This is a genomic window from Kitasatospora sp. CB02891 (assembly GCF_002803145.1).
Taxonomy (GTDB): domain Bacteria; phylum Actinomycetota; class Actinomycetes; order Streptomycetales; family Streptomycetaceae; genus Kitasatospora; species Kitasatospora griseola.
On the sequence record NZ_NNBO01000001.1, the window covers coordinates 201,018 to 224,443 of the forward strand.

The 23,426-nt window shown below is 73.0% G+C and carries 21 protein-coding genes; 14 read left to right on the top strand and 7 right to left on the bottom strand.

What is annotated here, in order from left to right:
• Nucleotides 1–44 precede the first annotated feature (44 nt).
• A complete protein-coding gene (locus CG736_RS01000) occupies nucleotides 45–929 on the bottom strand; it encodes a helix-turn-helix domain-containing protein (RefSeq protein ID WP_100584222.1) in 885 nt (294 codons plus the stop codon).
• A 124-nt stretch (nucleotides 930–1,053) separates the two neighbouring features.
• Between CG736_RS01000 and CG736_RS01005 the strand changes: the two genes are divergently transcribed.
• Complete coding sequence (locus tag CG736_RS01005; protein WP_100584223.1) at nucleotides 1,054–1,896, top strand: aldo/keto reductase; 843 nt, start codon at nucleotides 1,054–1,056, stop codon at nucleotides 1,894–1,896.
• 653 nt (nucleotides 1,897–2,549) lie between these two features.
• On the top strand, nucleotides 2,550–3,260 hold the full coding sequence (locus CG736_RS01010; protein WP_100584224.1) for a hypothetical protein: 711 nt from the start codon (nucleotides 2,550–2,552) through the stop codon (nucleotides 3,258–3,260).
• Between the two features lie 15 nt (nucleotides 3,261–3,275).
• On the opposite strand, the gene CG736_RS01015 is transcribed toward CG736_RS01010, so the two are convergent.
• On the bottom strand, nucleotides 3,276–3,884 hold the full coding sequence (locus CG736_RS01015) for a TetR/AcrR family transcriptional regulator (RefSeq protein WP_100584225.1): 609 nt from the start codon (nucleotides 3,882–3,884) through the stop codon (nucleotides 3,276–3,278).
• A 109-nt stretch (nucleotides 3,885–3,993) separates the two neighbouring features.
• Between CG736_RS01015 and CG736_RS01020 the strand changes: the two genes are divergently transcribed.
• On the top strand, nucleotides 3,994–4,431 hold the full coding sequence (locus CG736_RS01020) for a DUF4345 domain-containing protein (protein WP_100584226.1): 438 nt from the start codon (nucleotides 3,994–3,996) through the stop codon (nucleotides 4,429–4,431).
• 97 nt (nucleotides 4,432–4,528) lie between these two features.
• Here CG736_RS01020 and CG736_RS01025 read toward each other — a convergent pair whose 3' ends face one another.
• Nucleotides 4,529–4,879, bottom strand: a complete 351-nt coding sequence (locus CG736_RS01025; RefSeq protein ID WP_100584227.1) for a 5-carboxymethyl-2-hydroxymuconate Delta-isomerase — start codon at nucleotides 4,877–4,879, stop codon at nucleotides 4,529–4,531.
• Between the two features lie 110 nt (nucleotides 4,880–4,989).
• Here CG736_RS01025 and CG736_RS01030 point away from each other — a divergent pair, with 110 nt between their 5' ends.
• The 3 genes from CG736_RS01030 to CG736_RS01045 all read left to right on the top strand — a co-directional run bounded on the left by CG736_RS01030 (nucleotide 4,990) and on the right by CG736_RS01045 (nucleotide 9,969).
• The gene (locus CG736_RS01030) at nucleotides 4,990–6,069 is read left to right on the top strand and encodes a hypothetical protein (protein WP_100584228.1); all 1,080 of its coding nucleotides are present in this window, start codon (nucleotides 4,990–4,992) and stop codon (nucleotides 6,067–6,069) included.
• 396 nt (nucleotides 6,070–6,465) lie between these two features.
• Entirely contained in the window at nucleotides 6,466–7,299 is an 834-nt protein-coding gene (locus CG736_RS01040) for an ABC transporter ATP-binding protein (protein ID WP_100584230.1), read from the top strand.
• Between the two features lie 93 nt (nucleotides 7,300–7,392).
• Nucleotides 7,393–9,969, top strand: coding sequence for an ABC transporter permease (locus CG736_RS01045; RefSeq protein ID WP_100584231.1), 2,577 nt, complete (start codon nucleotides 7,393–7,395; stop codon nucleotides 9,967–9,969).
• A gap of 269 nt (nucleotides 9,970–10,238) precedes the next feature.
• Here the strand turns inward: CG736_RS01045 and CG736_RS01050 are convergent, their stop codons facing one another.
• Nucleotides 10,239–11,099, bottom strand: coding sequence for a DUF4253 domain-containing protein (locus CG736_RS01050; RefSeq protein ID WP_100584232.1), 861 nt, complete (start codon nucleotides 11,097–11,099; stop codon nucleotides 10,239–10,241).
• A gap of 196 nt (nucleotides 11,100–11,295) precedes the next feature.
• Here CG736_RS01050 and CG736_RS01055 point away from each other — a divergent pair, with 196 nt between their 5' ends.
• Nucleotides 11,296–12,333 carry a C40 family peptidase gene (locus CG736_RS01055; protein WP_100584233.1) on the top strand — a complete coding sequence of 346 codons (1,038 nt, stop codon included), beginning with the start codon at nucleotides 11,296–11,298 and terminating at the stop codon, nucleotides 12,331–12,333.
• A 35-nt stretch (nucleotides 12,334–12,368) separates the two neighbouring features.
• Here CG736_RS01055 and CG736_RS01060 read toward each other — a convergent pair whose 3' ends face one another.
• Complete coding sequence (locus CG736_RS01060) at nucleotides 12,369–13,316, bottom strand: EamA family transporter (RefSeq protein WP_100584234.1); 948 nt, start codon at nucleotides 13,314–13,316, stop codon at nucleotides 12,369–12,371.
• A 91-nt stretch (nucleotides 13,317–13,407) separates the two neighbouring features.
• Here CG736_RS01060 and CG736_RS01065 point away from each other — a divergent pair, with 91 nt between their 5' ends.
• The 3 genes from CG736_RS01065 (at nucleotide 13,408) to CG736_RS01075 (ending at nucleotide 17,033) form a co-directional block, all read left to right on the top strand.
• A complete protein-coding gene (locus CG736_RS01065; RefSeq protein WP_100584235.1) occupies nucleotides 13,408–14,295 on the top strand; it encodes a LysR family transcriptional regulator in 888 nt (295 codons plus the stop codon).
• 267 nt (nucleotides 14,296–14,562) lie between these two features.
• Nucleotides 14,563–15,882, top strand: coding sequence for a bifunctional o-acetylhomoserine/o-acetylserine sulfhydrylase (locus CG736_RS01070; RefSeq protein ID WP_100584236.1), 1,320 nt, complete (start codon nucleotides 14,563–14,565; stop codon nucleotides 15,880–15,882).
• A gap of 8 nt (nucleotides 15,883–15,890) precedes the next feature.
• Entirely contained in the window at nucleotides 15,891–17,033 is a 1,143-nt protein-coding gene (locus tag CG736_RS01075) for a homoserine O-acetyltransferase (protein WP_100584237.1), read from the top strand.
• 98 nt (nucleotides 17,034–17,131) lie between these two features.
• Here the strand turns inward: CG736_RS01075 and CG736_RS01080 are convergent, their stop codons facing one another.
• Nucleotides 17,132–17,554 (bottom strand): DUF350 domain-containing protein, encoded by a 423-nt coding sequence (locus CG736_RS01080; RefSeq protein ID WP_100584238.1) that lies wholly within the window; start codon nucleotides 17,552–17,554, stop codon nucleotides 17,132–17,134.
• A gap of 145 nt (nucleotides 17,555–17,699) precedes the next feature.
• On the opposite strand from CG736_RS01080, the gene CG736_RS01085 reads away from it, so the two are divergent.
• From CG736_RS01085 to CG736_RS35800, 3 genes are all read left to right on the top strand, one after another.
• Entirely contained in the window at nucleotides 17,700–18,038 is a 339-nt protein-coding gene (locus CG736_RS01085; RefSeq protein ID WP_232733717.1) for a hypothetical protein, read from the top strand.
• A gap of 6 nt (nucleotides 18,039–18,044) precedes the next feature.
• The gene (locus tag CG736_RS01090; protein ID WP_100584239.1) at nucleotides 18,045–19,274 is read left to right on the top strand and encodes a glutathionylspermidine synthase family protein; all 1,230 of its coding nucleotides are present in this window, start codon (nucleotides 18,045–18,047) and stop codon (nucleotides 19,272–19,274) included.
• A gap of 138 nt (nucleotides 19,275–19,412) precedes the next feature.
• Nucleotides 19,413–19,574 carry a hypothetical protein gene (locus tag CG736_RS35800; RefSeq protein WP_157815345.1) on the top strand — a complete coding sequence of 54 codons (162 nt, stop codon included), beginning with the start codon at nucleotides 19,413–19,415 and terminating at the stop codon, nucleotides 19,572–19,574.
• A gap of 81 nt (nucleotides 19,575–19,655) precedes the next feature.
• Here the strand turns inward: CG736_RS35800 and CG736_RS01095 are convergent, their stop codons facing one another.
• Nucleotides 19,656–22,625, bottom strand: a complete 2,970-nt coding sequence (locus CG736_RS01095; RefSeq protein WP_369879712.1) for an AAA family ATPase — start codon at nucleotides 22,623–22,625, stop codon at nucleotides 19,656–19,658.
• Nucleotides 22,626–22,912: 287 nt separating this feature from the next.
• Here CG736_RS01095 and CG736_RS01100 point away from each other — a divergent pair, with 287 nt between their 5' ends.
• Nucleotides 22,913–23,407, top strand: coding sequence for a DUF5709 domain-containing protein (locus CG736_RS01100; RefSeq protein WP_052509425.1), 495 nt, complete (start codon nucleotides 22,913–22,915; stop codon nucleotides 23,405–23,407).
• The last annotated feature ends 19 nt before the right edge of the window (nucleotides 23,408–23,426 follow it).

A 23,426-nucleotide genomic window follows, 5' to 3' on the forward strand; every position in this document is an offset into this window, starting at 1 on the left:
GGGGCGGCGCACCGATTGCTGACAGCACCCCGATGTGACGCCGCTCACCCCGACGGCGCGCCGAGCCGCTGCTCCCGGCCGGCCGTCGCGGACCAACTGGCCAGCAGGGTGAGCGCGTCGGTGGCGGCGCTGCCCGGCGCGGCGCTGTAGACGACCACGCTCAGCCCGTCCTCGCCCGGGAGCAGCATGCTCTCGTGGTCGAGCTCCAGCTCACCGACCACCGGGTGCCGGAAGCGTTTGACGCCCTGCCGGAAGACGTGCACGTCACGGGCGCCCCACAGGCTGCGGAACTCCTCGCTGCGGGTGGACAGTTCACCGATCAGCCGGATCAGCTCCGGGTCGTGCGGGTTCTTGCCCGCGGCGACCCGCAGCACTCCGACCGCGTCGCGCGTGACGCGTTCCCGGTCGACGTAGAACCGGCGGGAGGCGGGGTCGAGGAAGGCGAAGCGGGCGGTGTTCGGCGAACGGGTGGGATCGGCGAACATCGGGGCGAACAGCGCCCGGCCGAGCGGGTTGGCGGCCAGCGTGTCGAGGCGGTCGTTGGTCACGAAGGCCGGCAGGTCCGGCATGCCCTCGATGATCCGCCGCACGCTCGGCCGCACCACCGACGCAGCATCACCTCGCGCCGCCCGTCGTTGAGTTGCCGAGCCGCCGGCGGCGCGGGCCAGGTCGTACAGGTGCATGCGTTCGGTGTCGTCCAGGCGCAGCGCCAGCGCGACGGCGTCCAGGACACTGCCGGAGACGCCCTTCAGGTTGCCGCGCTCCAGCCGGGTGTAGTACTCGACGCTGACCCCGGCGAGCATCGCGACCTCGCCGCGGCGCAGCCCCGCCACCCGCCGCAGGCCGTACACCGGCAGCCCCGCCTGCTCGGGGGTGATCCGGTCGCGGCGGGAGCGCAGGAACGCGGCGGCTTCTTCCCGGTTGTCCATGCCCGCCAGCCTAGGCAGCGACCGGCCGCGGTGGGGGTCCCTGCCAGTACCCCTCACGACGCGGCCTCCCACCGCACGGCTGCCCGGAGTTGGCTGAACCGCACCACCGAACCGAGGAGAGACGATGGAATTCATCACCCTGAACAACGGCGTGCAGCTGCCCGGCATCGGCCTGGGCGTCTTCCGGATGACCGACGAGGAGGTCGCCCGGACCGTCCCCGCCGCGCTCGACGCCGGCTACCGGCTGATCGACACGGCGTCCCGCTACTACAACGAGAAGGCCGTCGGCGCGGCCCTGCGGTCCCACGGCATTCCGCGCGAAGAGGTGTTCGTGACCACCAAGCTGTGGTTCAAGGACCACGGCTACGAGAAGACCAGGCGGGCGTTCGAGGTCTCCCTCGACAACCTGGGCCTCGACCACCTCGACCTGTATCTGATGCACCAGCCGTTCAACGACTACTACGGGGCCTGGCGGGCCATGGAGGAACTCCTCGACGAGGGCCGCGTCCGGGCCATCGGCGTCTCCAACCTCCACTCCGACCGCTACCTCGACCTGATCACCCATCACCGCGTCGTGCCCGCCGTCAACCAGCGCGAGGTCCACCCGTTCCACCAGCAGGACGAGGCCAAGGCCGTGCAGGACCGGCACGGCACCGTCCTCCAGGCCTGGGGCCCACTCGCCCAGGGCAACCCCGACCTGTACTCCCACCCCGTCCTCCAGCACATCGCCGCCACCCACGGCCGGTCGATCCCGCAGATCGTGCTGCGCTGGCTGCTCCAGCGCGGCATCCCCCTGGTCGCCAAGAGCACCGACCCCGCACGGCTGCGCCAGAACCTCGCCGTCTTCGACTTCCGACTCACCGCCGACGAGATGACCGCCATCGCCCAACTCGACCGCGGCCGACCGGGCCTGGGCTTCACCCACCAGGACCCGCGGATGCTCGAACTCCTCCTGAAGTACGCGTAGCACCAACTCGCTTGCTGTGCGGTGCGGCTCTTCGATACGGTTGAAGGTTTTCCACTGCGACCGACCGACGTGACCGATCGATGAACGGAGCCTCACCGGTGTACTACTGGGACTCGCCAGCCACCGCTCCGCCGGCTGATCGCCGAGCACCCTCTCTCGGACGGCTTCGGCGGGTGCCGGGAGGACTGCAACCGGCGCAACCGGCCCGTTCTGCGGCGCCGATACCGAGGGCAGACGACCGGTCCGCCAGGACCCGCCCCTCCACCTCGCCCACGACGACGACCACGAGCCGCTGGACAAGCGGAAGTTCCTCCAGCGCCGGCCGGCCCCACCTGGCGCACACCCACGACCTGCCGAGCGGCCGCATCTCCGGTCGCGGCGGTCTCGCCGTGGACGGCGACGAGCACGGGACCGTCCCGGCGGTACGCGAGCGGCGGCAGGACCGCGGCCGGATCCGCGCACGGGCCGGCCCGGTCGCCACCGCCGGTCGGACGCCCGGAGCGGGTACGCGTCGCGCCACCGGGACGCCCCCGCGAACTTCACGCCCACCTCGTCCACCTCGACCATGGGCTGGACAAGCACCTGCCCGGCCACCTCCTCCGGCTCGCCGAGCGACACACCACCGCCACCGAATCCCCTACCCGGGAACCTCCATGACGCCGAATCACCAGTCCCGACCGATCCCGTCCGACACCCTCCTCGCCGGCTGGTTCGTGGCCGTCCCCGAGCGGGTGACGGGCGGGAACCTGCCCCCGACCGAGCGACTGACCACCGCCTCCGCCTGCCTGATCGACCAACTCCCCGAGGACGACAGCTGGTTCGCCACCGCCGAGGAGGCCCGCGCGGCCTGCGCGCTGCTCCCGATACCGGCCGCGGCCCGCCTGTACGCCCTGCTGATCCCCGCCGACCACACCGCCGGCTTCGTCGCCGACATCCGCACCTCCGGCATGCACGAACCGGCCCTGCTCTCCTGCCTCGACGAGAACCGCTCAGAACCCGCCCTGCAGCCGACCGAAGGCGGGACCGAACTCGGCTGGGAGGTGATCGGCTACGACATGGGATGGGTGCACACCTGGCTCTGCAACGACCTCTACTCCGACGCCGTTCGCGAGCTCGGGGTGCGCACCGACGACCGCGGCCTGCTCCCCGACCGCCACCCCGCCGAACGCCTCGCCGCCTGGGCCAACGCCCGCAACGACACCAAGCCCGTCACCTGGGTGCCGGCCCGACTGGTCGAGTGGGACACCCCGCTGCACGGCCTCCCCGCACCGGCCGCCGGCGCCCGCAACGTCCCCGCATCGCCGTCCCGACTGCGTGGCCTCGTCCGCCGCTCGGCCGAGCTGGGTACGGCCGGCCCGCCGTGACCTCTCCGCGCCTGCTCAGCGCGGCCAGTCCGGAGCGGGGTCCTGGTCGAGCAGCGGCCTGATCGCGCCCAGCACCGCGCCGATGCACACGTCACGCAGTTCGACCCGGGTGCAGTTCGGTTCGATCAGCCAGTCGACGCACAGGACTTGGACGAACACCAGCCAACTCTTCAGGACTCCCGACACTGCCTCCCGGGTCCGACCGTCGGTGGGCGGGAGCACGCCGAGCAGCCGCTCGCGCAGGGCGTCGAGCTCGTCGGCCATGATCGTCTGAACCAGCCGGTCGCCGGCCAGCACCCGGTTCGCCGCCAGCACGGTGTTGCGGTTCTCCGCGAAGTACTCGATGTGCGCGTCCAGCCCCTCGGTGAGCTGCTCGACCAGCGAGTCGGCAGGGTCGAACCGGGTCTTGGCGAGGAGCTGCTCGGCGACCTGCCGGTACAGCGCCGCGAACAGGTCGCGCTTGCTCGGGAAGTGCCGGTAGAGCAGCGCACGGGAGACACCGGCGCGCTCGGCGACATGCTCCATGAGCACCTCGTCGTACGCGTGCGCGGCGAAGAACTGCGCGGCGACGGCGAGAAGTTGGGCACGGCGGTCGGCCGGACTGAGTCGTTGACGCGGAGGCATCCGGTCATGCTACTTGACACGCGTCTAATAACGGCGCGTAGCCTGGCACCACTGGTTGACACATGTCTACTAGCGCCGATCGGCGCTACTGACCGGGGGTGGCACTGTCATGACCAAGGTCAAGGCACTGCGGGGGCTCATGCTGGCCATGGGGTACGTCTGCACGGCGATCGGACTGTTCCACGTCCTGCTCGGCAACGCCGCGATCCCCGGCGAGAGTTCGGCCGACGCGACCGTGGACAGCCTCGGCCGGTTCTTCGGCGCGGTCTTCGCCGGCTACGGCCTCGCCTGGCTCCACGCGGCCCGACAGACTCCGATCCGCGCGAGTTCCGTACGCCTGCTGGCCGGCATCCTGCTCCTGGGCGCCGTCGGGCGGATCCTCTCACTCGCCGTTCACGGCTGGCCGCACTGGTTCCAAGTGGCCCTCACCGTCAGCGAACTGGCCTTGCCGCCCCTGTTCCTCCGGCTCGCCCGCGCCGCCGAACAGCCACCCCGACCGGCCGGGACCGACCCCCTGCACCTCGACGAATCCACCCCTGGCCTCTGACAGCGGCTCACCCCCCTCCCGCTCGACCGGCCTCCCCCGGGGCCGAGACGAATCACTCCGTCCCTGCCCCGGGCAGGCACTCTTCCCCCTGACCGGCTCAGTGCCCGGCGTGGTGGACGAACACGTAGGTCTCCCGCTCCAGCTCGCTCACCTGGACGCAGAACGCGGCCGGCACCCGAATGTGCGAGCGCAGCAGATCGGTGACTCGCACGGACAGCTCACTGCGGGCCTCGACGCTCCGCCCGGCCAGGATCTTGATCTCGACGAGAACGACAGCCTCGCCCGACGAACCGTCACCGACCAGGTGAGTGGCGGCCGGTCGCACCAGCGTCTTGCAGTCGGCCGTGGCGGTGTCGATCACCTCGGGGATCAGCTGGTGGACCTCCTTGGCGAACGCCGTCGCGTCGAAGTCGATGCCGGGCGAGTGGTCGATCAGGATCTGCGGCATGGCGGGCGTCCTCCTGGACGTGCGGCAGCCCGGGGCCCTCCCGGGGACGGCGGCGTCCGTGATCGAAAACATAGCCCCGCAATGTCCTCGGCGGCAGGCATACTGGCGCAATGTCCGACCATCGCCCGCCCGATGCCATCGAGCCGCCGGACCCGTTTGAAGGTCTGGTCCTGGACGAGGAGTTCGTCCGCTCCGCCACCGTGAGCGAGCCGTCCGCGCGGGCCCGAATGCTGGCCGAGCGCTGGCGCCACGAGCCACCGGTCGACCCGGGCGGCCGCCGCTGGTCGCCGGGCACGGCCGCCTCGGCCCGCGGCGGACGGGCCCGTCGCCGGTTCCACCTCCCGTTCCGCAGCCGATCCCCGCGCCCCGACCGGGACCAACGCCCCTACCCCACCGGCCGCTTCGGACGGCTGCGCCGGTTCGGCTCGCTCAGCCGGGGCGAGCAGTGGACGGTGGCGCTCGGGCTGCTGATCGTCCTGCTGGTGGTCGGCGGGGTGCTGTTCGAACCGCAACGCGCCCACACCCCGCAACTGGCCCGCGCGGGCCGCGGCCCCGGCAGCCCCGCTCCGTCCACGGACCGAGCGCTGCCCGGCGGCGGCGTGTTCACCGGCAGCCGGTGCGGAGCGCGCGGCTACCACCGCTTCCCGACCGCGCCCGCCGAGCTCACCGTCGACGGATCGTCAGGACCGGCCCTGCTGCTGTCCGCCTACGGCTATCAGCGTCTCGGCGCCGACCGGCCCGGCGAGTTCGTCCTCGACCTTCGACTCAGCTCCGGCTCCGCGACGCCGCTGGCGCTGTCCGCACCGCTCGGCACGGACGGTGTGGCGGTGGAGATCGAGGGACCGGACGGCCTGGTGGCCGCCGCGTACGGACTGCCCGCGACCGTCGAGGGCGCACCGCACACCCCCGACGGCCAGGGCTGGCTGATCTCCGCCCACGGTGCGAGCGCGCACGCCGTACTGCCGGTGGCGGCACTCTGCCCCGGCGTGGACCCGCAGGCCCTCGCGTCCGGACTGATGCTGCGCACCGACGGCCGCAACACCGTCACCGGCCCGGCGCCGTACACCCTCACGGTGTCGGTGTCCGACCCAAAGGTGGCTGAACTCCGGCGCGCCACCGGCGTGCAGCCCCAGGGCGAGGTGCTGGCGGTCACCAACCAGATCCCGGCGCACGCGAGCAAACCGGTCTGATCCTGCGACACGCTTCCCGGATCCTGATCCTGCCTCAGGCTCCGTGAGCCGTCCGGGGGTTGGCTGCCGGATGAAGGTGGGGATATCCCCACCTTGAACCCTCCAGCCCCCTTCATGGCGAGTGACCTGCGGTTTTCCTAGCGTTGGCGATGCCCCGGGAGAGAGGACCACCGGGGCGTCACCTCCGAGGAAGGCTCCACCATGTCGCCCCGCCTGCGCCGCTCCCAGCCCGGCCGGCCCGCCCAGTCCGCCGCCTCCGACGCTGTCGCCGCACCCGGGTCGCCCTGGCCGAACTCCACCGCACCCACCTCCGGGCCACCCACCTCCGGGCCACCCTCGTCGTCCAGGGTGCCCGCGCCTGCGCCCGCGCACCGCCTGTCCGGAGCACAGCTGCCCATGGACGGGCGGCGGCCCACCACTGGGGTGCCCACCGCCGGAGTACCCAGCACCGGAGTGCCCGCGGTCGAGCTGCGCGGGGTGCGGCGGACCTACGGTCGCGGCGCGGGTGCGGTGCACGCCCTCGGTGGGATCGACCTGGCGCTCGCCGCGGGCAGCTTCACGGCCGTGATGGGACCGTCCGGCTCCGGCAAGAGCACGTTCCTGCAGTGCGCCGCCGGACTCGACCGGCCCGACGCGGGCCAGGTGCTGCTGGCCGGGCAGCCGATCAGCTCGCTCGGGGAGGATTCGCTGACCAAGCTGCGGCGCAGCCGGATCGGCTTCGTCTTCCAGGCGTTCAACCTGCTGCCTTCGCTGACGGTCCTGCAGAACGTGCTGCTTCCGCAGCGCCTGGCCGGCGGTCGGCCGGACAAGGCCCGCGCGCACGAGCTGCTCGCCCGGGTCGGCCTGGGCGAACACGCCTCGCGTCGCCCCGGCCAGCTCTCCGGCGGTCAGCAGCAGCGGGTCGCGCTGGCCCGGGCGCTGATCACCCGGCCCGACGTGGTCTTCGCCGACGAGCCCACCGGTGCGCTCGACACCCGCAGCGCGCACGAAGTCCTCGGCCTGTTGCGCAATGCGGTGGACGGCCTGGGCGCGACGGTGGTGATGGTCACCCACGATCCGGTGGCCGCGTCCTTCGCCGACCGCGCGGTCTTCCTCGCCGGCGGCCTCCTGGCGGGCGAACTCCACCACCCCGAACCGCGCACCGTCTCCGATCGCATGCTCACCCTCGCCGCCCGGCCCGGCGGCGCTCCTGCCCAGGACGCCGCCTCGTCCTCGCACCCGCGGAGTTGACCGCATGACCGTCGATCCGACCCGCGCCGCCGCACCTTTCCGGCCGGCCGCTGCCGTCCTTCCCGCCCGTTCCTGTTTCCCGGAGTCGACCGCATGACCAACGGACTGGCCCGCGCCGCCGTACGCTTCCGGCCCGCATCGTTCGCGGGCACCTTCCTGGCGCTGCTGTTCGCCTCGGCCGTCGTGACGGCGTGCGGCGTGCTGTTGCAGACCGGGCTCACCGCGACCGTCGGGCCCGACCGGTACGCGGATGCGCCGATCGTGGTCGCCGCCGACCAGCAGGTGAAGATGACGGTCGTTCACGGCAAGCGGCCCGACACCATCACTCAGACCCTCCCCGAACGGGCCCGGCTGGACGCCTCGTTGACGGCCGTCGTCGCCTCGGTACCTGGCGTCGAACAGGACCGGCCGGACTCGGCGTTCCCGGTGTCCGTCGGGCGATCCGGCCTGCCCGGGCTCACCGGGCTGACCGGACGTGGCTGGGCCGCACTGGGCATCGCCCCGGGCGAGCGGCTCACCGAGGGGCGCGCCCCGGCCGACGGCGAGCTGGTACTGGACACCGCCAGCGCCCGCGCCGCCCACCTCGCCCCCGGCTCGAACCTCACCGTCGACACTCCCGTCGGCACCGCCTCCTATCGGATCTCCGGCCTCGCCGAGGCGCAGCCCGGCCGCGCCACCGCCTGGTTCTCGGACGGCACCGCCGACCGCATCTCCGGCCACCCGGGCCGGATCGACGCGCTGGCCGTCCGCCCCGCGCCGGGCACCTCTCCGGCTGCGTTGGCCGACGCCCTCCGCCGCGCGCTGGACGAAAAGGCCCAGCCCGAACAGGCCCAGCCCCAACAGGTGCAGGCCGAACAGGTGCAGGTGACGACCGGTCAGCAGCGCGGCACGGTGGAGCAGCCGGCGCTGCTCGAAGCAAAGGACGTCCTGACCGGGATCGGCGGGTCCTTCGGCGGCACGGCCGCCATGGTCGCCGTGTTCGTGCTGGCCGGCACCATCGCACTGGCCACCGGCCAGCGGGCCCGCGAGTTCGCGCTGCTGCGGACCATCGGGGCGACGCCCCGTCAGATCCGCCGCTCGATCGCCGCGGAGGCGGTGCTGATCGCCCCGGTCGCCGCCGCGATCGGCGTGCTGCCCGGGCTGGCACTGGCCCGCTGGTGGTTCGGCGAACTGGTCACCCGCGGTGCGGTGCCCGCCGGGGTGTCGCTCGACATCGGCCCGCTGCCGCTGCTCGTCTCGGTCGCCGCCTGCACGGCAACGGCATTGGCGGCCGGTCTGATCGCGGCCCGGCACAGCTCCCGGTTGCGGCCGACCCAGGCACTCGGCGAGGCCGAGACCGGGCCCGGTACGCCGGGCGCGGTGCGGGCGGTGATCGGTGCGCTGTTCACCGCCGGCGCGGTCGCACTGGCGGTGGCCGCGGCCAACGTGGCGGGCGCCACGGCCGCGAACCTGGCCCTGGGCGTGGTGCTGTGCTTCCTGGTCGCGGTCGGACTGCTCGGCCCGTGGCTGGTGCGCGGTGCGGTCGGTCTGGTGGGTGTGCTGCTGCGCGCCGCCGGGGCCGCGGCCTCGCTGGCCGCCGACAACGCCCGCTCCTCCTCGCGTCGGCTGGCCTCGGCGGCCGTCCCGATCGTGATGGTGACGGCCTTCTGCGGGACGCTGCTGTTCCTGCAGTCCAGCCTCGATCACGCCGCCTCCGTGCAGGTCCGCGAGGGACTGAAGGCGGACCGGGTGGTCACCGCCGAAGCCGCCACCGGACTGCCCGCCGACATCGTGGGGCGCGCCACCGGGCTGCCGGGAGTGGAGGCCGCGATCGGTCTGCTGCCCACCGGCCTGGTGTACTCGTCGTCCGGCGCGCTCGGCACCGCCAACGCCCAGGCGGTGGACGGCGATCCGGCCGCACTGGCGAAGGTGCTGGATCTGGGCGTGACGTCCGGTTCGCCGGCCGACCTGGCCCGTGCCGTCGACACGATCGCGCTGGACGACCTGCTGGCCGAGAGCCTGCACGTGAAGGTCGGTCAGCGGGCCGCGCTCTGGCTCGGCGACGGCACCCGCGTCGAGCCGACGGTGGTCGCGACCTACCGCCGCGGACTCGGTTTCGGACAGGCCCTGCTGCCGAAGGCGGCGGTCGTCGCGCACACCGATTCGCCGTACTCGACCCGCCTGCTGGTCGCCCAGACCCCGGGCACGGGCGGCACCGCTGTCGCGAAGGCCCTGTCCGAGCTCGCCCCGGCGGGCCTGTCGGTGACAGGCCGTCAGGACTACGCGGCACAGGCCGATCAGGATCGCGAGCTGAACGGCTGGGCGAACAAGGTGATGGCGGGCGTGCTGGCCGGGTTCGCGGCGCTGACCGCCGCCAACACCCTGGTGATGACGGTGCTGGACCGCCGCCGCGAGATCGCCCTGCTGCGACTGGCCGGCTCCACTCGCCGTCAGGTCCGTTCGATGCTGCGCTGGGAGGCGCTGCTGATCGCCGCGATCGGCCTGGTGACGGGTGCCGCGATCGCCTGGACGACGCTCACTCCGATCACCCGCGCGCTCACTTCCGCCGCCCCACACGTCCCGCTCACCTCCGCCCTCCTGCTGAGCGGCGCGGCCACCCTGCTCTGCCTGGCCGCAACTGCCCTCCCCGGACGCGCCCTGCTGCGCACCCGTCCCACCACTGCACTCTGACCGCCACACCCACGCGTTCTCCGTGGCCGCCCCCTTTCGCTCCGGTGGCCCAACGGCCGCTGATGGCCGTTCGGCTTCGGCTGTTCCTGATGTCCCGAAGCCTAGGGGCAGCTCCTGACCAAACCTGCTGGTCAGGGCCCCAAACCACCCGGCGGGGTGAGTCGGTGGGCGATTCTCCGCCCGCACAGGTGGATCTGGTTCGACCGGAGTTGACGTTCCGTCACATCATCTGGGGAGCGATCGGCCCACCGGACGGCCGCGACCCCCGGTCAGTCCCACCAGAAGGACCACTGCTCGGCGTTGACCAGGCCGGGCGCGTAGTCGGCGATCGTGCCGGCGCCCTGGAAGATGTTGTCGGGGCAGAACGCGAGGTGCTCGGCGGCGATCCGGAGCGCCAGGTCGTCCTCCTCGGGCGGCGCGCCGACGCTCAACTCCAGGTCCGCGAAGCCGACCTGGACCAGCCGGGTGCCGTAGCGGCGTTCCCAGTCGAGCAGGACGGCGGAGACCTTGGCGATGTCGTCCTCGTGGTTGACGGGCCCGGTCCAGCCGCAGGCGGTCAGCGCCTCGGCGCCCGTGGCCGCGGGGACCAGGCCTATCCGCAACTGGGCGTTGTTGGCGAGCAGTTCGCGGGCCAGCGCGCGGGCGGCCCGATCGGGGTCGCCGGGCTGTTCGGCGGCGGGCGCCGTTCCGGGCCAGCCGTCGGTGAACGGGGCGATGCTCTCGGCGAGTTCGGCGCTCTCCTCCGGGTCGATCTCGTCGTCGCTGTCGGGATCGCCGTAGAGCGTGGTGGAGTACTCCCATCCGGTGCGCAGCAGTGCGGCGGGATCGTACAGGTCGGGTTCGCCGGCGCTGCGCGGCTGGAGTTCGCCGGTGCCCCAGGGGCGGAAGCCGGCGTCGGCGGTGGAGAGCGGGGCGAGCAGCAGCGGCCACAGTCCGCTGCCGGGATGCTCGCGGTGCAGTTTCTCCCACAGCCCGAGGGGCGCCGGTCCGTCGCTCATCCAGAGCACCGGGGCGGAGTCCTCGTCGTTGTCGTCCGGCTTCACCAGGTGTCCGGCAGGCAGCAGTGCGGCGACCGCGGACAGGTCGGCGTGGGGCCGGAGCTGGCGCAGATCGCGGAGGGCGTCGGTCATGCGAACACGCTAGCGAGCCACGCCGACACGGCCTTTCCTACTGAAGGGTAGTCAATGTCGGCTCCGACCGAACCGGTTCACGGACCTGCGCAAGTGGACGTGGGGGCCCTGACCTGATTACGGTCTGGCCTCAAACTCATTGTCGGATGATCACGCAAGCAGAAGCATCCGACCGGAGCAGAAAGCAGGAGCCCCCATGGCTTCCCATCGACGCCCGAAACAAGCGAGCCGCGCCCGCGCCTACGTCCTGACCGGTGCCGCTGCCACCGCGGTGGCGCTGACGGCGCAGGTCAGCGCGCACGCCGCGCCGGCCCAGCCGAGCAAGGACGAGGTCAAGGCGCAGGTCGACAAGCTGCTGGAGGAGCAGGAGCAGGCCGCCGAGAAGTACAACGGCGCCAAGGAGAAGGCCGACCAGCTGCGCAAGCAGGCCGACCAGTTGCAGGACCAGCTGGCGCGTGGCCAGGAGCAGCTGACCGAGCTGTCCTCCGGGCTGGCGGCGGTGGCAGCCGACCAGTACCGCCAGGGCGGCATCGACCCGTCCGTGCGCCTGATGCTCTCGTCCGACCCGGACAGGTACCTCGACCAGGCCTCGTCCTTCGACCAGGCGGCCAGCACCCAGACCGCCACCCTGAAGGCGTTGGAGGACCAGCAGCGCCGGCTGAACCAGCAGAAGCAGGAGGCCGCGGCCGTCCTGGCCGAGCTGGACGGCCAGACCCAGGCGCTCAATGACGCCAAGGGCACGGTGCAGTCCAAGCTCCAGGAGACGCAGCGCCTGCTGAGCACGCTGTCCGCCGCCGATCGGGCCGCGATCGTGCGGGGCACCGACGGGTCGGCGTCGCGCAGCGCCTCCCGGGTCGACCCGACCACCCTGCCGCAGGCCACCGGCGCGGCCAAGGTCGCGGTGAAGGCCGCGCTCGACAAGCAGGGTTCGGACTACATCTGGGGCGCGAGCGGCCCGAACACCTTCGACTGCTCGGGTCTGATGGTGTGGGCGTACGCGCAGGCCGGCGTCTCGCTGCCGCGCACCTCGCAGGAGCAGGCCACGGTCGGCACCAACGTCGGCACGGACTGGCGCAACGCCCAGCCCGGCGACCTGGTGATCTACAAGTCCGACCGGAGCCACGTCGGCATGTACATCGGCAACGGCCAGGTGGTGCACGCGCCGAAGGCAGGTGACGTGGTGAAGGTCATGAAGGTCGACGCCATTTCGATCAGCGTCATCCGCCGGGTCTGACCGCCGGGGCCGAGGCCCCGGCGCCTGATCGCCGATCAGCTCCGAGCGGGGGCGGGGCGGCGATCGGGCAACTGTCCGGCGACGATCGAGGCCAGCGCGAGAGCGAAGCCCACCAGCTGGACCAGGCCGAGGGTCTGGTCGAGCACCATCGCACCGAGGAGGGCGGCCACCAGCGGGGAGAGCAGTCCGAGCACCGCGACGTTGGTGACCGGAAGGCTGGTGATGCCCTGGAACCACAGCGCGTAGGTGAGCAGTCCGCCGATCAGGCCGAGCCACAGGTAGCCGAGTGCGGCTCGCCCGTCGACGGCTGGCGGGGCGCCTTCGAACAGGAAGGTCAGCGGCAGCAGGAACAGGCCGCCGGAGGTGAGTTGCCATCCGGTGAGCGCGAGCGGGGAGACGCCTTCGGGGCGGCCCCAGCGCTTGGTGAGGGTGATGCCGAGCGCCATGGTGGCGGCGCTGCCGAGTCCGGCCGCCACGCCGACGACGTCCAGGGCCGCGCTCGGGCCGATCACCACCAGTCCGATGCCGAGTACGCCGACCAGGCCCCACAGCAGCCTTCGGCCGGAGAGGCGTTGGCGCAGCACGGCCACGGCCAGCACGGCGACAATCATCGGCTGGGCGGCCGCGAGGGTTCCGGCGACTCCGCCGGGCAGGCGTTCGGCGGCGGTGAACAGCAGCGGCAGGAACAGTCCGATGTTCAGCACGCCGAGGACGGCGGCCTTCCCCCACCAACTTCCGCGCGGCAGCGTCCGGGTGACGGCCAGGGCGATCAGGCCGGCGGGCAGGGCACGCAGCAGGGCGGCGAACATCGGGTGCCCCGGGGGCAGCAGCTCGGTGGTGACCACGTAGGTGGTGCCCCACACCGCGGGGGCGATCGCGGTCAGCGCGGTGCGTGGCAGGGTCCCGCGGCCACGGCCCGAACTGCCGGACGGCGCACGGGTGGTGAGCGGGTCGACGGACGGGGTGGTGCCGGTCGCTGTCATGCCGGAGAGTCTCACGTTCACCCGATCGATGAGTCCAACACATGTTTGTCAACGCATTGATCTCGTTCGACGATCGATACAGGATGGGCGCATGGAGCTCCAGCAGATGCGCTACGCCGTCGCGGTCGCCGAGACGCTCAACTTCACCCGCGCCGCGGAGCGCTGCCTGGTGGTGCAGTCGGCGCTCAGCCATCAGATCTCCCGCCTCGAACAGGAGCTGGGCGCCCGGCTGTTCGAACGCACCAGCCGCCGAGTGCGACTGACCGCCGCCGGCGAGGCCTTCCTGCCGGCCGCCCGACAGTGCCTGGAGGCGGCGGAGCGGGCGGCCGCCGAGGTCGCGGCTGCGGTCGGCGAGGTGCGCGGGCGGCTCGCCGTGGGTCTGATCCCCACCGTCACGGCCGTGGACATCCCGACCGGGCTCCACGCGTTCCGCGACCGCCACCCGCAGGTGCGGATCGGTCTGCGGGTCGGCGCCAGCGACGACCTGGTCGACCAGGTCCGCCAGGGCACGCTGGACGTGGCCTTCCTCGGCCTGCCCCCGACCATGCGCCCGCAGGGGGTGACGGCCCGTGAACTGGCCCGCGGCCGCCTGGTCGCGGTCGTGGCGCCGGACCATCCGCTGGCCGCCCGCAGTCGGGTGACCTTGCACGAGCTGGCCGCCGAGCCGTTCGTCGACCTGCCGGCGGGCACGGCCGGCCGCGCTCAGACCGATCTGGCGTTCAGTGCGGCCGGCCTGGTCCGTGACGTGGCGTTCGAGGTCACCGACGCTGCGTACATGCCTCGGCTGGTGGGTCCCGGTCTGGCCGTGGCGATGCTGCCCGCCGCGTACGTCGACCGGTTGACGGGCGTCGCCGCCGTGGAGGTCACGGACGCGCCGACCCGGATCGAGACGGTGGTGTGGAGCCGCTCGGGCCTGACACCGGCCACTGCCGCCTTCCTCGACCTGCTGGGCATCCCCATCACGGCACCGGCCGCCTGAAGTCAAAGGCCAGAAGTCATATGACCAGACTGTCGGATGATGACCCGGCAGGTCTCCGCGATGTGTCGCCAGATGTCCCCGCGTGTCCGCTCCGCCGATCCGCTGGCGCGCCGTTTCCGCGCTGTGCTTACCTGACGCCGTGACCGTCCCGGCGGCCTTCCTCCGCCGCCTCCGCTCATTTCCGACGGTCCGTCAATTCGCCTCCCGCGACGGCTTCGCCCTGCCCGCGCAGCCGTCCCGCCCTCCCCGCACGCGTACAGGAGCAGCATGTCCGAGCAGAGCCCCGTCGCCACTTCCGGCTGGTCGTTCGAGACCCGGCAGATCCATGCGGGCGCGCAGCCCGACCCCGCGACCGGGGCCCGGGCGGTGCCGATCTACCAGACCACCTCGTTCGCGTTCCGGGACACCGCACACGCCGCCGACCTGTTCGCCCTCGCCGAGCCGGGCAACATCTACACCCGGATCCACAACCCGACCACCGACGTACTGGAACAGCGGCTGGCCTCCCTGGAAGGCGGTGTGGCCGCGGTCGCCCTGGCCTCCGGGCAGGCCGCCGAGACGCTGGCGCTGTTGACCGTGGCCGGGGCGGGCGACCACCTGGTCTCCTCGGCCTCGCTGTACGGCGGCACCTACAACCTGCTGCGGCACACCCTGCCCCGGTTCGGCATCGAGGTGAGCTTCGTCGAGGACCCCGACGACGTGGAGGCCTGGCGGGCGGCGATCCGTCCCAACACCAAGGCACTGTTCGCGGAGTCGCTGGGCAACCCGCGCGGCAACGTGCTGGACGTGCGCGCCGTCGCCGATGTCGCGCACGCCGCCGGGGTGCCGCTGATCGTCGACAACACCGTGCCGACGCCGTTCCTGCTGCGGCCGATCGAGCACGGCGCCGACGTGGTCGTGCACTCGGCGACGAAGTTCCTCGGCGGACACGGCACCACCATCGGGGGCGTGGTGGTGGACGGCGGCACCTTCGACTTCGGCGCCCACCCCGATCGCTTCCCCGGGTTCAACGAGCCCGACCCGAGCTACCACGGCCTGCGCTTCTGGGACGCCCTCGGGCCGGGCGCGTTCGCGGCCAAGCTCCGGGTGCAGCTGCTGCGCGACCTCGGCCCGGCGCTCGCCCCGCACTCGGCGTTCCTGCTCCTGCAGGGCATCGAGACTCTGTCACTCCGGCTGGAGCGGCACACCGCCAACGCGCTGGAGCTGGCCCGCTGGCTCCAGGCGCGCGACGAGGTCGCGGCCGTCCACTACCCGGGACTGCCGTCCAGCCGCTGGCACACCGCCGCGCAGCACTACCTGCCGCGCGGCGCGGGCGCGGTGCTCTCCTTCGAACTGCGCGACGGCGTCGAGGCCGGGCGGCGGTTCGTGGACGGGCTGGAGCTGTTCAGCCACCTCGCCAACATCGGGGACGTGCGCAGCCTGGTGATCCACCCTGCGTCCACCACGCACAGCCAGCTGGACGCCGAGCAGTTGGCGGCCACCGGCACCGCGCCCGGCCTGGTGCGCCTGTCGGTCGGACTGGAGAGCGTCGCCGACCTGAAGGCGGACCTGGAGGCGGGCTTCCGCTCGGCGAAGGGCGCGTCCTGAACAGCACCTTGGGCATCGCCGTCCCGCCCGCCACCGGGGCCTGGCGGGACGGCGACCCGGCCGGCCGACGACGCTGGTTCACGCTGCCCGGGCCGCTCGACCTGGAGGCGGGCGGCACCCTGCCCGGCGGCCGACTGGCGTACGAGACCTGGGGGTCGCTCGCGCCGGACGGCTCCAACGCCGTCCTGGTGCTGCACGCGCTGACCGGCGACAGCCACCTCGCCGGGCCCGCCGCGACCGGGCACCCCACGGCGGGCTGGTGGGACGAACTGGTCGGCCCCGGGCGCGCTTTGGACACCAACCGATGGTTCGTGGTGGCGCCGAACGTGCTGGGCGGCTGCCAGGGCTCCACGGGCCCCGCCTCCGCCGCGCCCGACGGGCGGATCTGGGGCGGGCGCTTCCCGTTCCTGACCCAGCGCGACCAGGTCGCCGCCGAGGCGCTCCTCGCCGACGCGCTCGGCGTGGCGCGCTGGGCGCTGGTGGTCGGCGGGTCGATGGGCGGGATGCGGGCGCTGGAATGGGCGGTGACGCACCCTCAGCGGGTGGGTGCGCTGCTGGTGCTGGCAACCACGGCGGCGGCCTCCGCCGAACAGATCGCGCACGCCTCCGCGCAGTTGCACGCGATCCGGACCGATCCCGGTTGGCACGGCGGCGACTACCACCACCTGCCGCCCGGCGGCGGGCCGCACCACGGCCTCGGCCTGGCCCGCCGGCTCGCCCAGATCACCTACCGCAGCGAATCCGAGCTCGCCACCCGCTTCGGCCGCACCCCGCAGGCCGGCGAACACCCGTGGCGCGGCGGACGGTTCGCCGTCGAGTCCTACCTCGACCACCACGCGTCGAAGCTCGCGCACCGCTTCGACGCGGGCAGCTACGTGGTCCTCAACGAGGCGATGAACGCTCACGACCTCGGCCGCGGCCGGGGCGGGACGGCTGCCGCCCTGCGCCGGGTGTCCGCGCCCGCGCTGGTCGCGGCCGTCGACTCGGACCGGCTCTACCCGCCCGCCCAGCAGGCCGAACTCGCCGCGCACCTGCCGCACGCCGACGCCCTGCGGGTGATCTCCTCGCCGTACGGCCACGACGGCTTCCTGCTGGAGACCGAGCAGGTGGCCCCGCTGCTCGCCGAACTCCTGCCGGGCGGCCGCCGATGACTGCGCGTCAACGACTCGGGGGTGGCTGCGGCCCGTCCGGCTCAGCGGCCGACCGTCCTGCGCAGATGGCCGAGGGGTGCGGCTCGGACGACCGGCCGTCAGGCGATCGAGGCCGCGACGATCGCCGCGGCGGCCAGGTTGCAGCTGGCCGACACCCACACCGCGGGGTGCGGCTCGTTCGAGACCAGGATCGCGCCCAGTCGCCCCGGGGTGAGCAGGTCCAGCAGCCAGAACGCGAGCGCCATCAGCAGCAGTCCGAGGACGCCGAACGCCGCCGTGGAGACCAGGCCCTTGCCGAAGTCGTCGTAGGTGGTGCGGATCGCGGTGTACACGATGCCGCCGACGCCGAGCAGCGCCGAACTGAGCAGCAGGGCGGCGTTGCGGTTGCCCTCGGCCCAGATCAGCCGGCCGAGCTTGCCCGGGGTCAGCACGTCGATCAGCAGGTAGCCGAGCAGCAGGAGGACCAGGCCGACCAGGCCGTACACAGTGGCCGCGCCCAGGCCGTGGACTATCTCGTTCATCAGCGGGGCTCCCCCGGGATCGGGCAGCCGCACCGGGCCGCACCATGGTCAAGGATCGGCAAAAGATAACCCATGGGTCTGGGCGGCCATCAGTTTCCGACCGCAATGGACCGACCATCACATCTTCCGCGTACGATGATCCGCCATGACACCGCCTCCGCCCGCCGCTGCCGCCTCGGACCGACCGATACCCGGCGCTCGCCGCCGGTCGGGCGTCGTCACGCTGGGGATGGTCGGCACGCTCGCCCTCACCCTCTCCGGCTGCTCCTCCTCCAGTGCCCCACCCAGCCGGTGCGTCGACCCGACCACGCTGAAGGTGCTGGGCAGTCACTCCTGCTCGGCCGGCGGCTCCGGTGCGGGCCGCTGGTACTACTGCGGGTACGGCACCGACACCGTCAACGGCGGCACCTTCGACAAGGCCGCCACCAAGCGCGGCGGATTCGGCTGTCCCAAGGGCAGCAGCAGCGGCTCGGGCGGCGGCTGACCTCTGATGCGCCGTCACACCATCACCCCGCGCCCCGACTGGCTGGCCACCGTCGAATCCCAGGGCCTCGTGTACGCGATGTGCTCCGACCCCTGCAACCAGGGCGGCCCGCACCCTTACTGGGACGAGAGCGCCTACTACGAGTTCTCCCTGCCCGAGGTCGAGGCCCTGGAGGAGGTCGTCGAGGAGCTCCACGAACTCTCCCTCGCCGCCGCCGACCACGTGGTGCGCACCGGCCGTTTCGCCGATTTCGGCATCGCCGACCCCCGGCTCGCGGCAGTCGTCGCCGAATCCTGGCGCCGCCGCGACGAACAGCCCAGCGTGTACGGCCGGTTCGACCTCGCCTACGACGGCACCGGCCCCGCCAAGCTGTTCGAGTACAACGCCGACACCCCCACCTCGCTGATCGAGGCCGCCGGGCCGCAGTGGTTCTGGCTGGAGGACCGCTTCCCCGATGCCGACCAGTGGAACTCCCTGCACGAACGCCTGATCGCTTCGTGGCAGCGCCAGAAGCACCTGCTCCCGCCCGGGCCCGTGCACTTCGCGCACTCCCGCGGCGACACCGAGGGCGAGGACTGGCTGACCACCCTCTACCTCCAGGAGTGCGCCGAACAGGCCGGCCTGCAGACCGTCGGCATCGCCATGGAGGACATCGGCTGGGACGGCCTGACCGGCCGCTTCGTCGACCTCGAACACCGCTTCATCCGCTCCGCGTTCAAGCTCTACCCGTGGGAGTGGCTCGTCGAGGACGAGTTCGCCGACCAACTCCTCGACGTCGTCGACCTCGGCGGCGGCACCGGCTCCACCCTGTGGATCGAGCCCGCGTGGAAGATGCTGCTGTCCAACAAGGCGCTGCTGGCCGTTCTGTGGGAACTCAACCCCGGCCACCCCAACCTGCTGCCCGCCTACCTCGACGGCCCGCGCGAACTCGCGGACCCCGACGGCCCCGGCTACGCCGCCAAGCCGCTGCTGGGCCGCGAGGGCGCCGGCATCCGCATCGTCGAACCGGACGGCACCCAGACCCGGCTCGCCGACTGGGCCGGCGATCCCGACCGCTACGGCGCGGAAGGCCACTGCTACCAGCAGTACCACCCCCTCCCCGACTTCGACGGCAACCGCCCCGTCCTCGGTGCCTGGGTGGTCGACGGCGAATCCGCCGGCCTCGGCATTCGCGAGACCGACGACAGCCCCATCACCCACCAGGGCGCGCGCTTCCTCCCGCACGTCATCCGCTGAACCCTCCTCCCGGCCAAGCCTGTCCCGCGACTACGTACCCTTCGTCGTCCGGGATGGGTATCCCCTACGCATTGATCAGCCCAGGGCCGCACCGCAAAGCTGGTAACCGCTCTCCCCACCCCCAGTCAGGAGATCCGGATGACCCGCCGCGAACGCTTCCGCCTCTACGCCAGCGAGCACTTCACCGCCCTCACCGAGCCCCCCGCCCCGCGCTGCCCCCGGCGCGGCACCGTCGAACGCCAGACCCGCCGTGCCACCCTCTCCTACCTCGCCCGTCTGCCCCATCAGCCGCGGACCTGAGCGTCCCTCAGCCCTGCCGCGTCCCCGGTCCGCCGCCCGGAGCCGCCGACTCGCCACCCACGACCGTCGGCTCACCGGCCGTCACCTCGCGGCCAAGGCCTCGGCGACGTCCTTCCGTCCCACCCCGAGCTTCCGCAGCACACTCGCCACGTGGTGCTCGACCGTACGCGGGGACAGGAACAGCGCCTGCGCGATGTCCTGGTTGCTGGCCCCTTGTCCGACCAGCTCCGCGACCTGCCGCTCGCGTGGCGACAGCGCCTCGCCGTAGCCCCGTCGGCCCGGCGACGCCATCCGCCCGAGGCCGAGGTCGCGCCGAACGTGCTGGCAGCGCGCCGCATCGGACGCGGCCCCGAGCGTCGTGAACGTCGCTTCCGCAGCGGCCAGCCGCTCGGCCGCGGCCTGCGCATCGTGTTCGGCCAGCACTCGAGCCAGCCGCTCCTCCGCGCGGGCGGCCTCGTACGGGCGGCCGATCGCCCGCCACGCGTCCCGCGCCCGCCGGAAGGCCTCGGCCGCGCCGTCGTCCCCCGCGCCGCCGAGGCCGTCCAGCAGGTAACCCCGGGCCAGTTCGAGCCCCGCGTGCGCGGCCGGTGCATCGATGCCCACCAGTGCTTCCGCCGCCTCCTCGGTGAGGTGTCGGGCGGCATCGATGTCGCCAACCGCTCGCGCGGTCTCGACCGCCAGCGGCAGCAGCTCCGCGCTGCGCGCCCAGGCCCCCGCCTGACGCATGATCGCCACGGCGGGCGCCACCACCACGGCAGCCTCCGCCCCACCGCGCTCGGCCAGTTCGAGCGCACCGAGACCGGCGGCTGCGCGGATGGCGGCGGTAACCTGCGACTCCCGCTCGCCGTACCTGGCCGCGCTGGTGAACTCGGCCCTGGCCACCGACAGCCGCCCCCGTGCGGCAGCCAACCGGCCCAGCAGCATGGCTCGTTCGGCGCCTGCCATCGCGACGTCAGGGAACTCCGTCCCCAGGGCGGCGAACCGTTCTTCGAGCCCCTGCCAGCGCCCGGCCAACCCGTCCAGGCGCAGCAGGGCGATCCGGCTGTAGCACTCCACGTAGGCGATCGCCGCCTGCCGGGCCAATGCTCGGCTCTCGGCGAGCAACCGACCCGCCCGCTGGTCGTGCCCGGTGTCGAGGGCGATGTCGCCGACGTTGTACAGCGCGCGGGTGGTCTGCCGGACCACCTCGGGGTTGGTGGAGTCGCGGGGCAGCCGGTCCAGTTCGGGCCACAGTTCGGGGTCGCCCTCGCGGGCCTGGAAGGTCAGCAGGGTGGCCCGGTAGGCGGCGGTGACCTCCTCGTCCGGCTCGACCTCCAGCGCGGCGGCGGCATGCGCCATGCGGTCCCGGGCGGCGGCTCCGGCGCCGTCGCGTTCGTTCATCGCCAGCGCCACCAGCGCCCGCGCCGCCCTGGCGGGACGCTCGGCGAGTTCGTCGGCGGCCCGCTCGATCTGCGCGAACCCCGCTCGGTCGCCGCCCTGCACCGCCATCCGCAGGCCGAGCGTCAGCCGGATCTCGCCCCGGTCGGCGATCGGCAGGCGCGGGTCGGCGATGATTCCGGCCAGCGCCGCAGTACTGGCGGTGTCGTCGGCGGCGTTCGCGGCGATCGCGGACAGCGCCCGGGCGGCCCGCACCCGCCGCTCAGGGGCCAGCTCGGCCTCCGCGAGCAGTTCACGCAGCAGCAGACCCGCAGCCGCCGGGTCACCCTGTTCGGCCGCCTGCTCCGCCGCCGCTTCGGCCATCCGCTGCCAGGCCTCACGATCGCCGAGGGCCCGAGTGTGTTCGGCGATCCGGGCGAGCGGCCGCGGCTCGCGACCGTCCAGCACCGCGATGGCGCGCCGGTGCAGCGCCGACCGCAACGGCCCCGGAATGCGCCGGTACACCACCCGCCGGGCAGGTTCGCCGCGGTATCCGTACCGGGCCGCAGTCGGCTCGGTCAGTACTCCCGCTCGCAACGCCTCGACCAGGCCCGCCGCCACCCGTTCGGCCGACAGCTGCGCCACCACACCGATCGTGTCCTCACCGGCCGGCTCGTCCAGCACCGCGACCGTCTCCGCCACTACGAGCGCGTCCGGTCCGAGCCCGGCCAGCCGTTCGACGACCGTGTCCCACAGGCTCCGCGGCAGTTCGGCGGTGGCCAGTGCCGAAACCGGCTCCGGGTGCGGGCCACTGGCGCGCAGAGCCGCCAGATCCTCCACTACGGCGGCCGGTAGGCCACCGGACCGTTCGCTCAGCACTGCCGCCAGCTCGGGGGCCACGTCGGCGCCCCACTCCCTGGCGACCAGCTCCCGCACCACTGTCTCTCCCAAGGGCTCGAGCCGGACCGCCCCACCGGCCACCCCCGGTGGGCAGCGGTAGACCGCTCCCAGCACCGGCACACCCGCCTCCGTCTCCTCCGCCCGGTAGGTCACCACCAAGGACAGACCCGGCAGCGGATCCCGTGCCAGCAGCAACAACAGGTCCCGACTTGCGCGGTCCGCCCACTGTGCGTCCTCGATCAGCAGCACCACTCCGCCCAACGCGCCGAGCAGCGCCCGCACGCCCTGCACCAGTCGGTACCGTTCGTCCCCGCCCGCCACCTCCTGCGGGAGCCACGCCCCGAGATCCGGCAGCCATGGCCGAAGCGCGCCTGTGCTCGGCGGCAGTGGCGACACCTCTGCCAGCAGTGGGCCGCTGCGACGCAACGCATCGAGCACGGGCCCGTACGGCACCGGTTCGGCGAGCGGGTGGCAGTACCCGGTCAGCACTCGCTCCGGCGCCACGCCGGCCTCCGTCAGCGCCTGCCGCACCAACGCAGACTTCCCGGCACCGGCCTCGCCCTCCACCAGCACCACTGAAGGCGCCGCCCGCAATGCCCCGACCAGCCGCGCGAGCTCATGCCGCCGCCCGACAAACCCTGGCACTCCGCCGACCCTCACCACTGCACACCTCCTCCGTCCATCCGGTCCGGCCCCGTCCACTTCGCCGACCTCACCGACCGGCCAGAGCGTGTTCCGTCCGCGCCGCTCATCATCCCTTGCTGCACCATCGGCCCGACCGGCTCCGCCCGCCACCTTCCGCCGCCATCAACCCGGTCCGCCGGCCACCTCGGCACATCCCTCGCAGACGAACCGCTCCGTCCTCCGACACTTCCGGCCTCCAGATCTTCACAGCAGGGCCGGTCACCGCACGACACCATGCGTCACCGACCGCACATGTCGGCAACACCCGGCTGCCAGGCAGTCTGCGGCTGCCCTCTCGGGGCACCGCCACCGCGCCGTGTTGCGAGCCCGGTAGCTCCCTGGCGAGCATGAAGAGGCTGGGTGGAAGCTCACCCCGAGTGACGAGGACAGGTGCTGCTATGACCGACTGGGACGCCCAGGACCCGGAACCCGCCGAGGACGACGGCGTTCTCGAACCGGCCGACTCCCTGCTCACGGACCGGCTCGACGACGACCCGTTGGACACGGGAGTCGTGCCTGCCGACTCGTACCACGGCGCGATCGCGTACGGCACGACGCCCGGAGAGGCCGCACGCGGGGAGTCCCTGGAGCAGTTGCTGTCCGAGGAGGAGCCCGACGAAGACCCCGAGGAGGTCGACGACCGCTGGACCGCCGGTCCGTCCCCGCGCGCCGGGCGCCTGGTCGAGGACGGAATCGACACTGCAGGCTCCGATGTGGGCCCCGACGGCGGGGCGGCCAGCGCCGAGGAGGCTGCCGTGCACCTGGTCTACCCGGATGAGGACGCCGAGGCCGAGTTCGACGACGCAGCCCCCGACGAGCCGCTGCGCGAAGCAGTCCGCTTCACAGTCCTCGACGACCTGGCCGACCGGGTGCCCGACGACGACTATCGCTGACGCTCAGCGCCCTGTACCC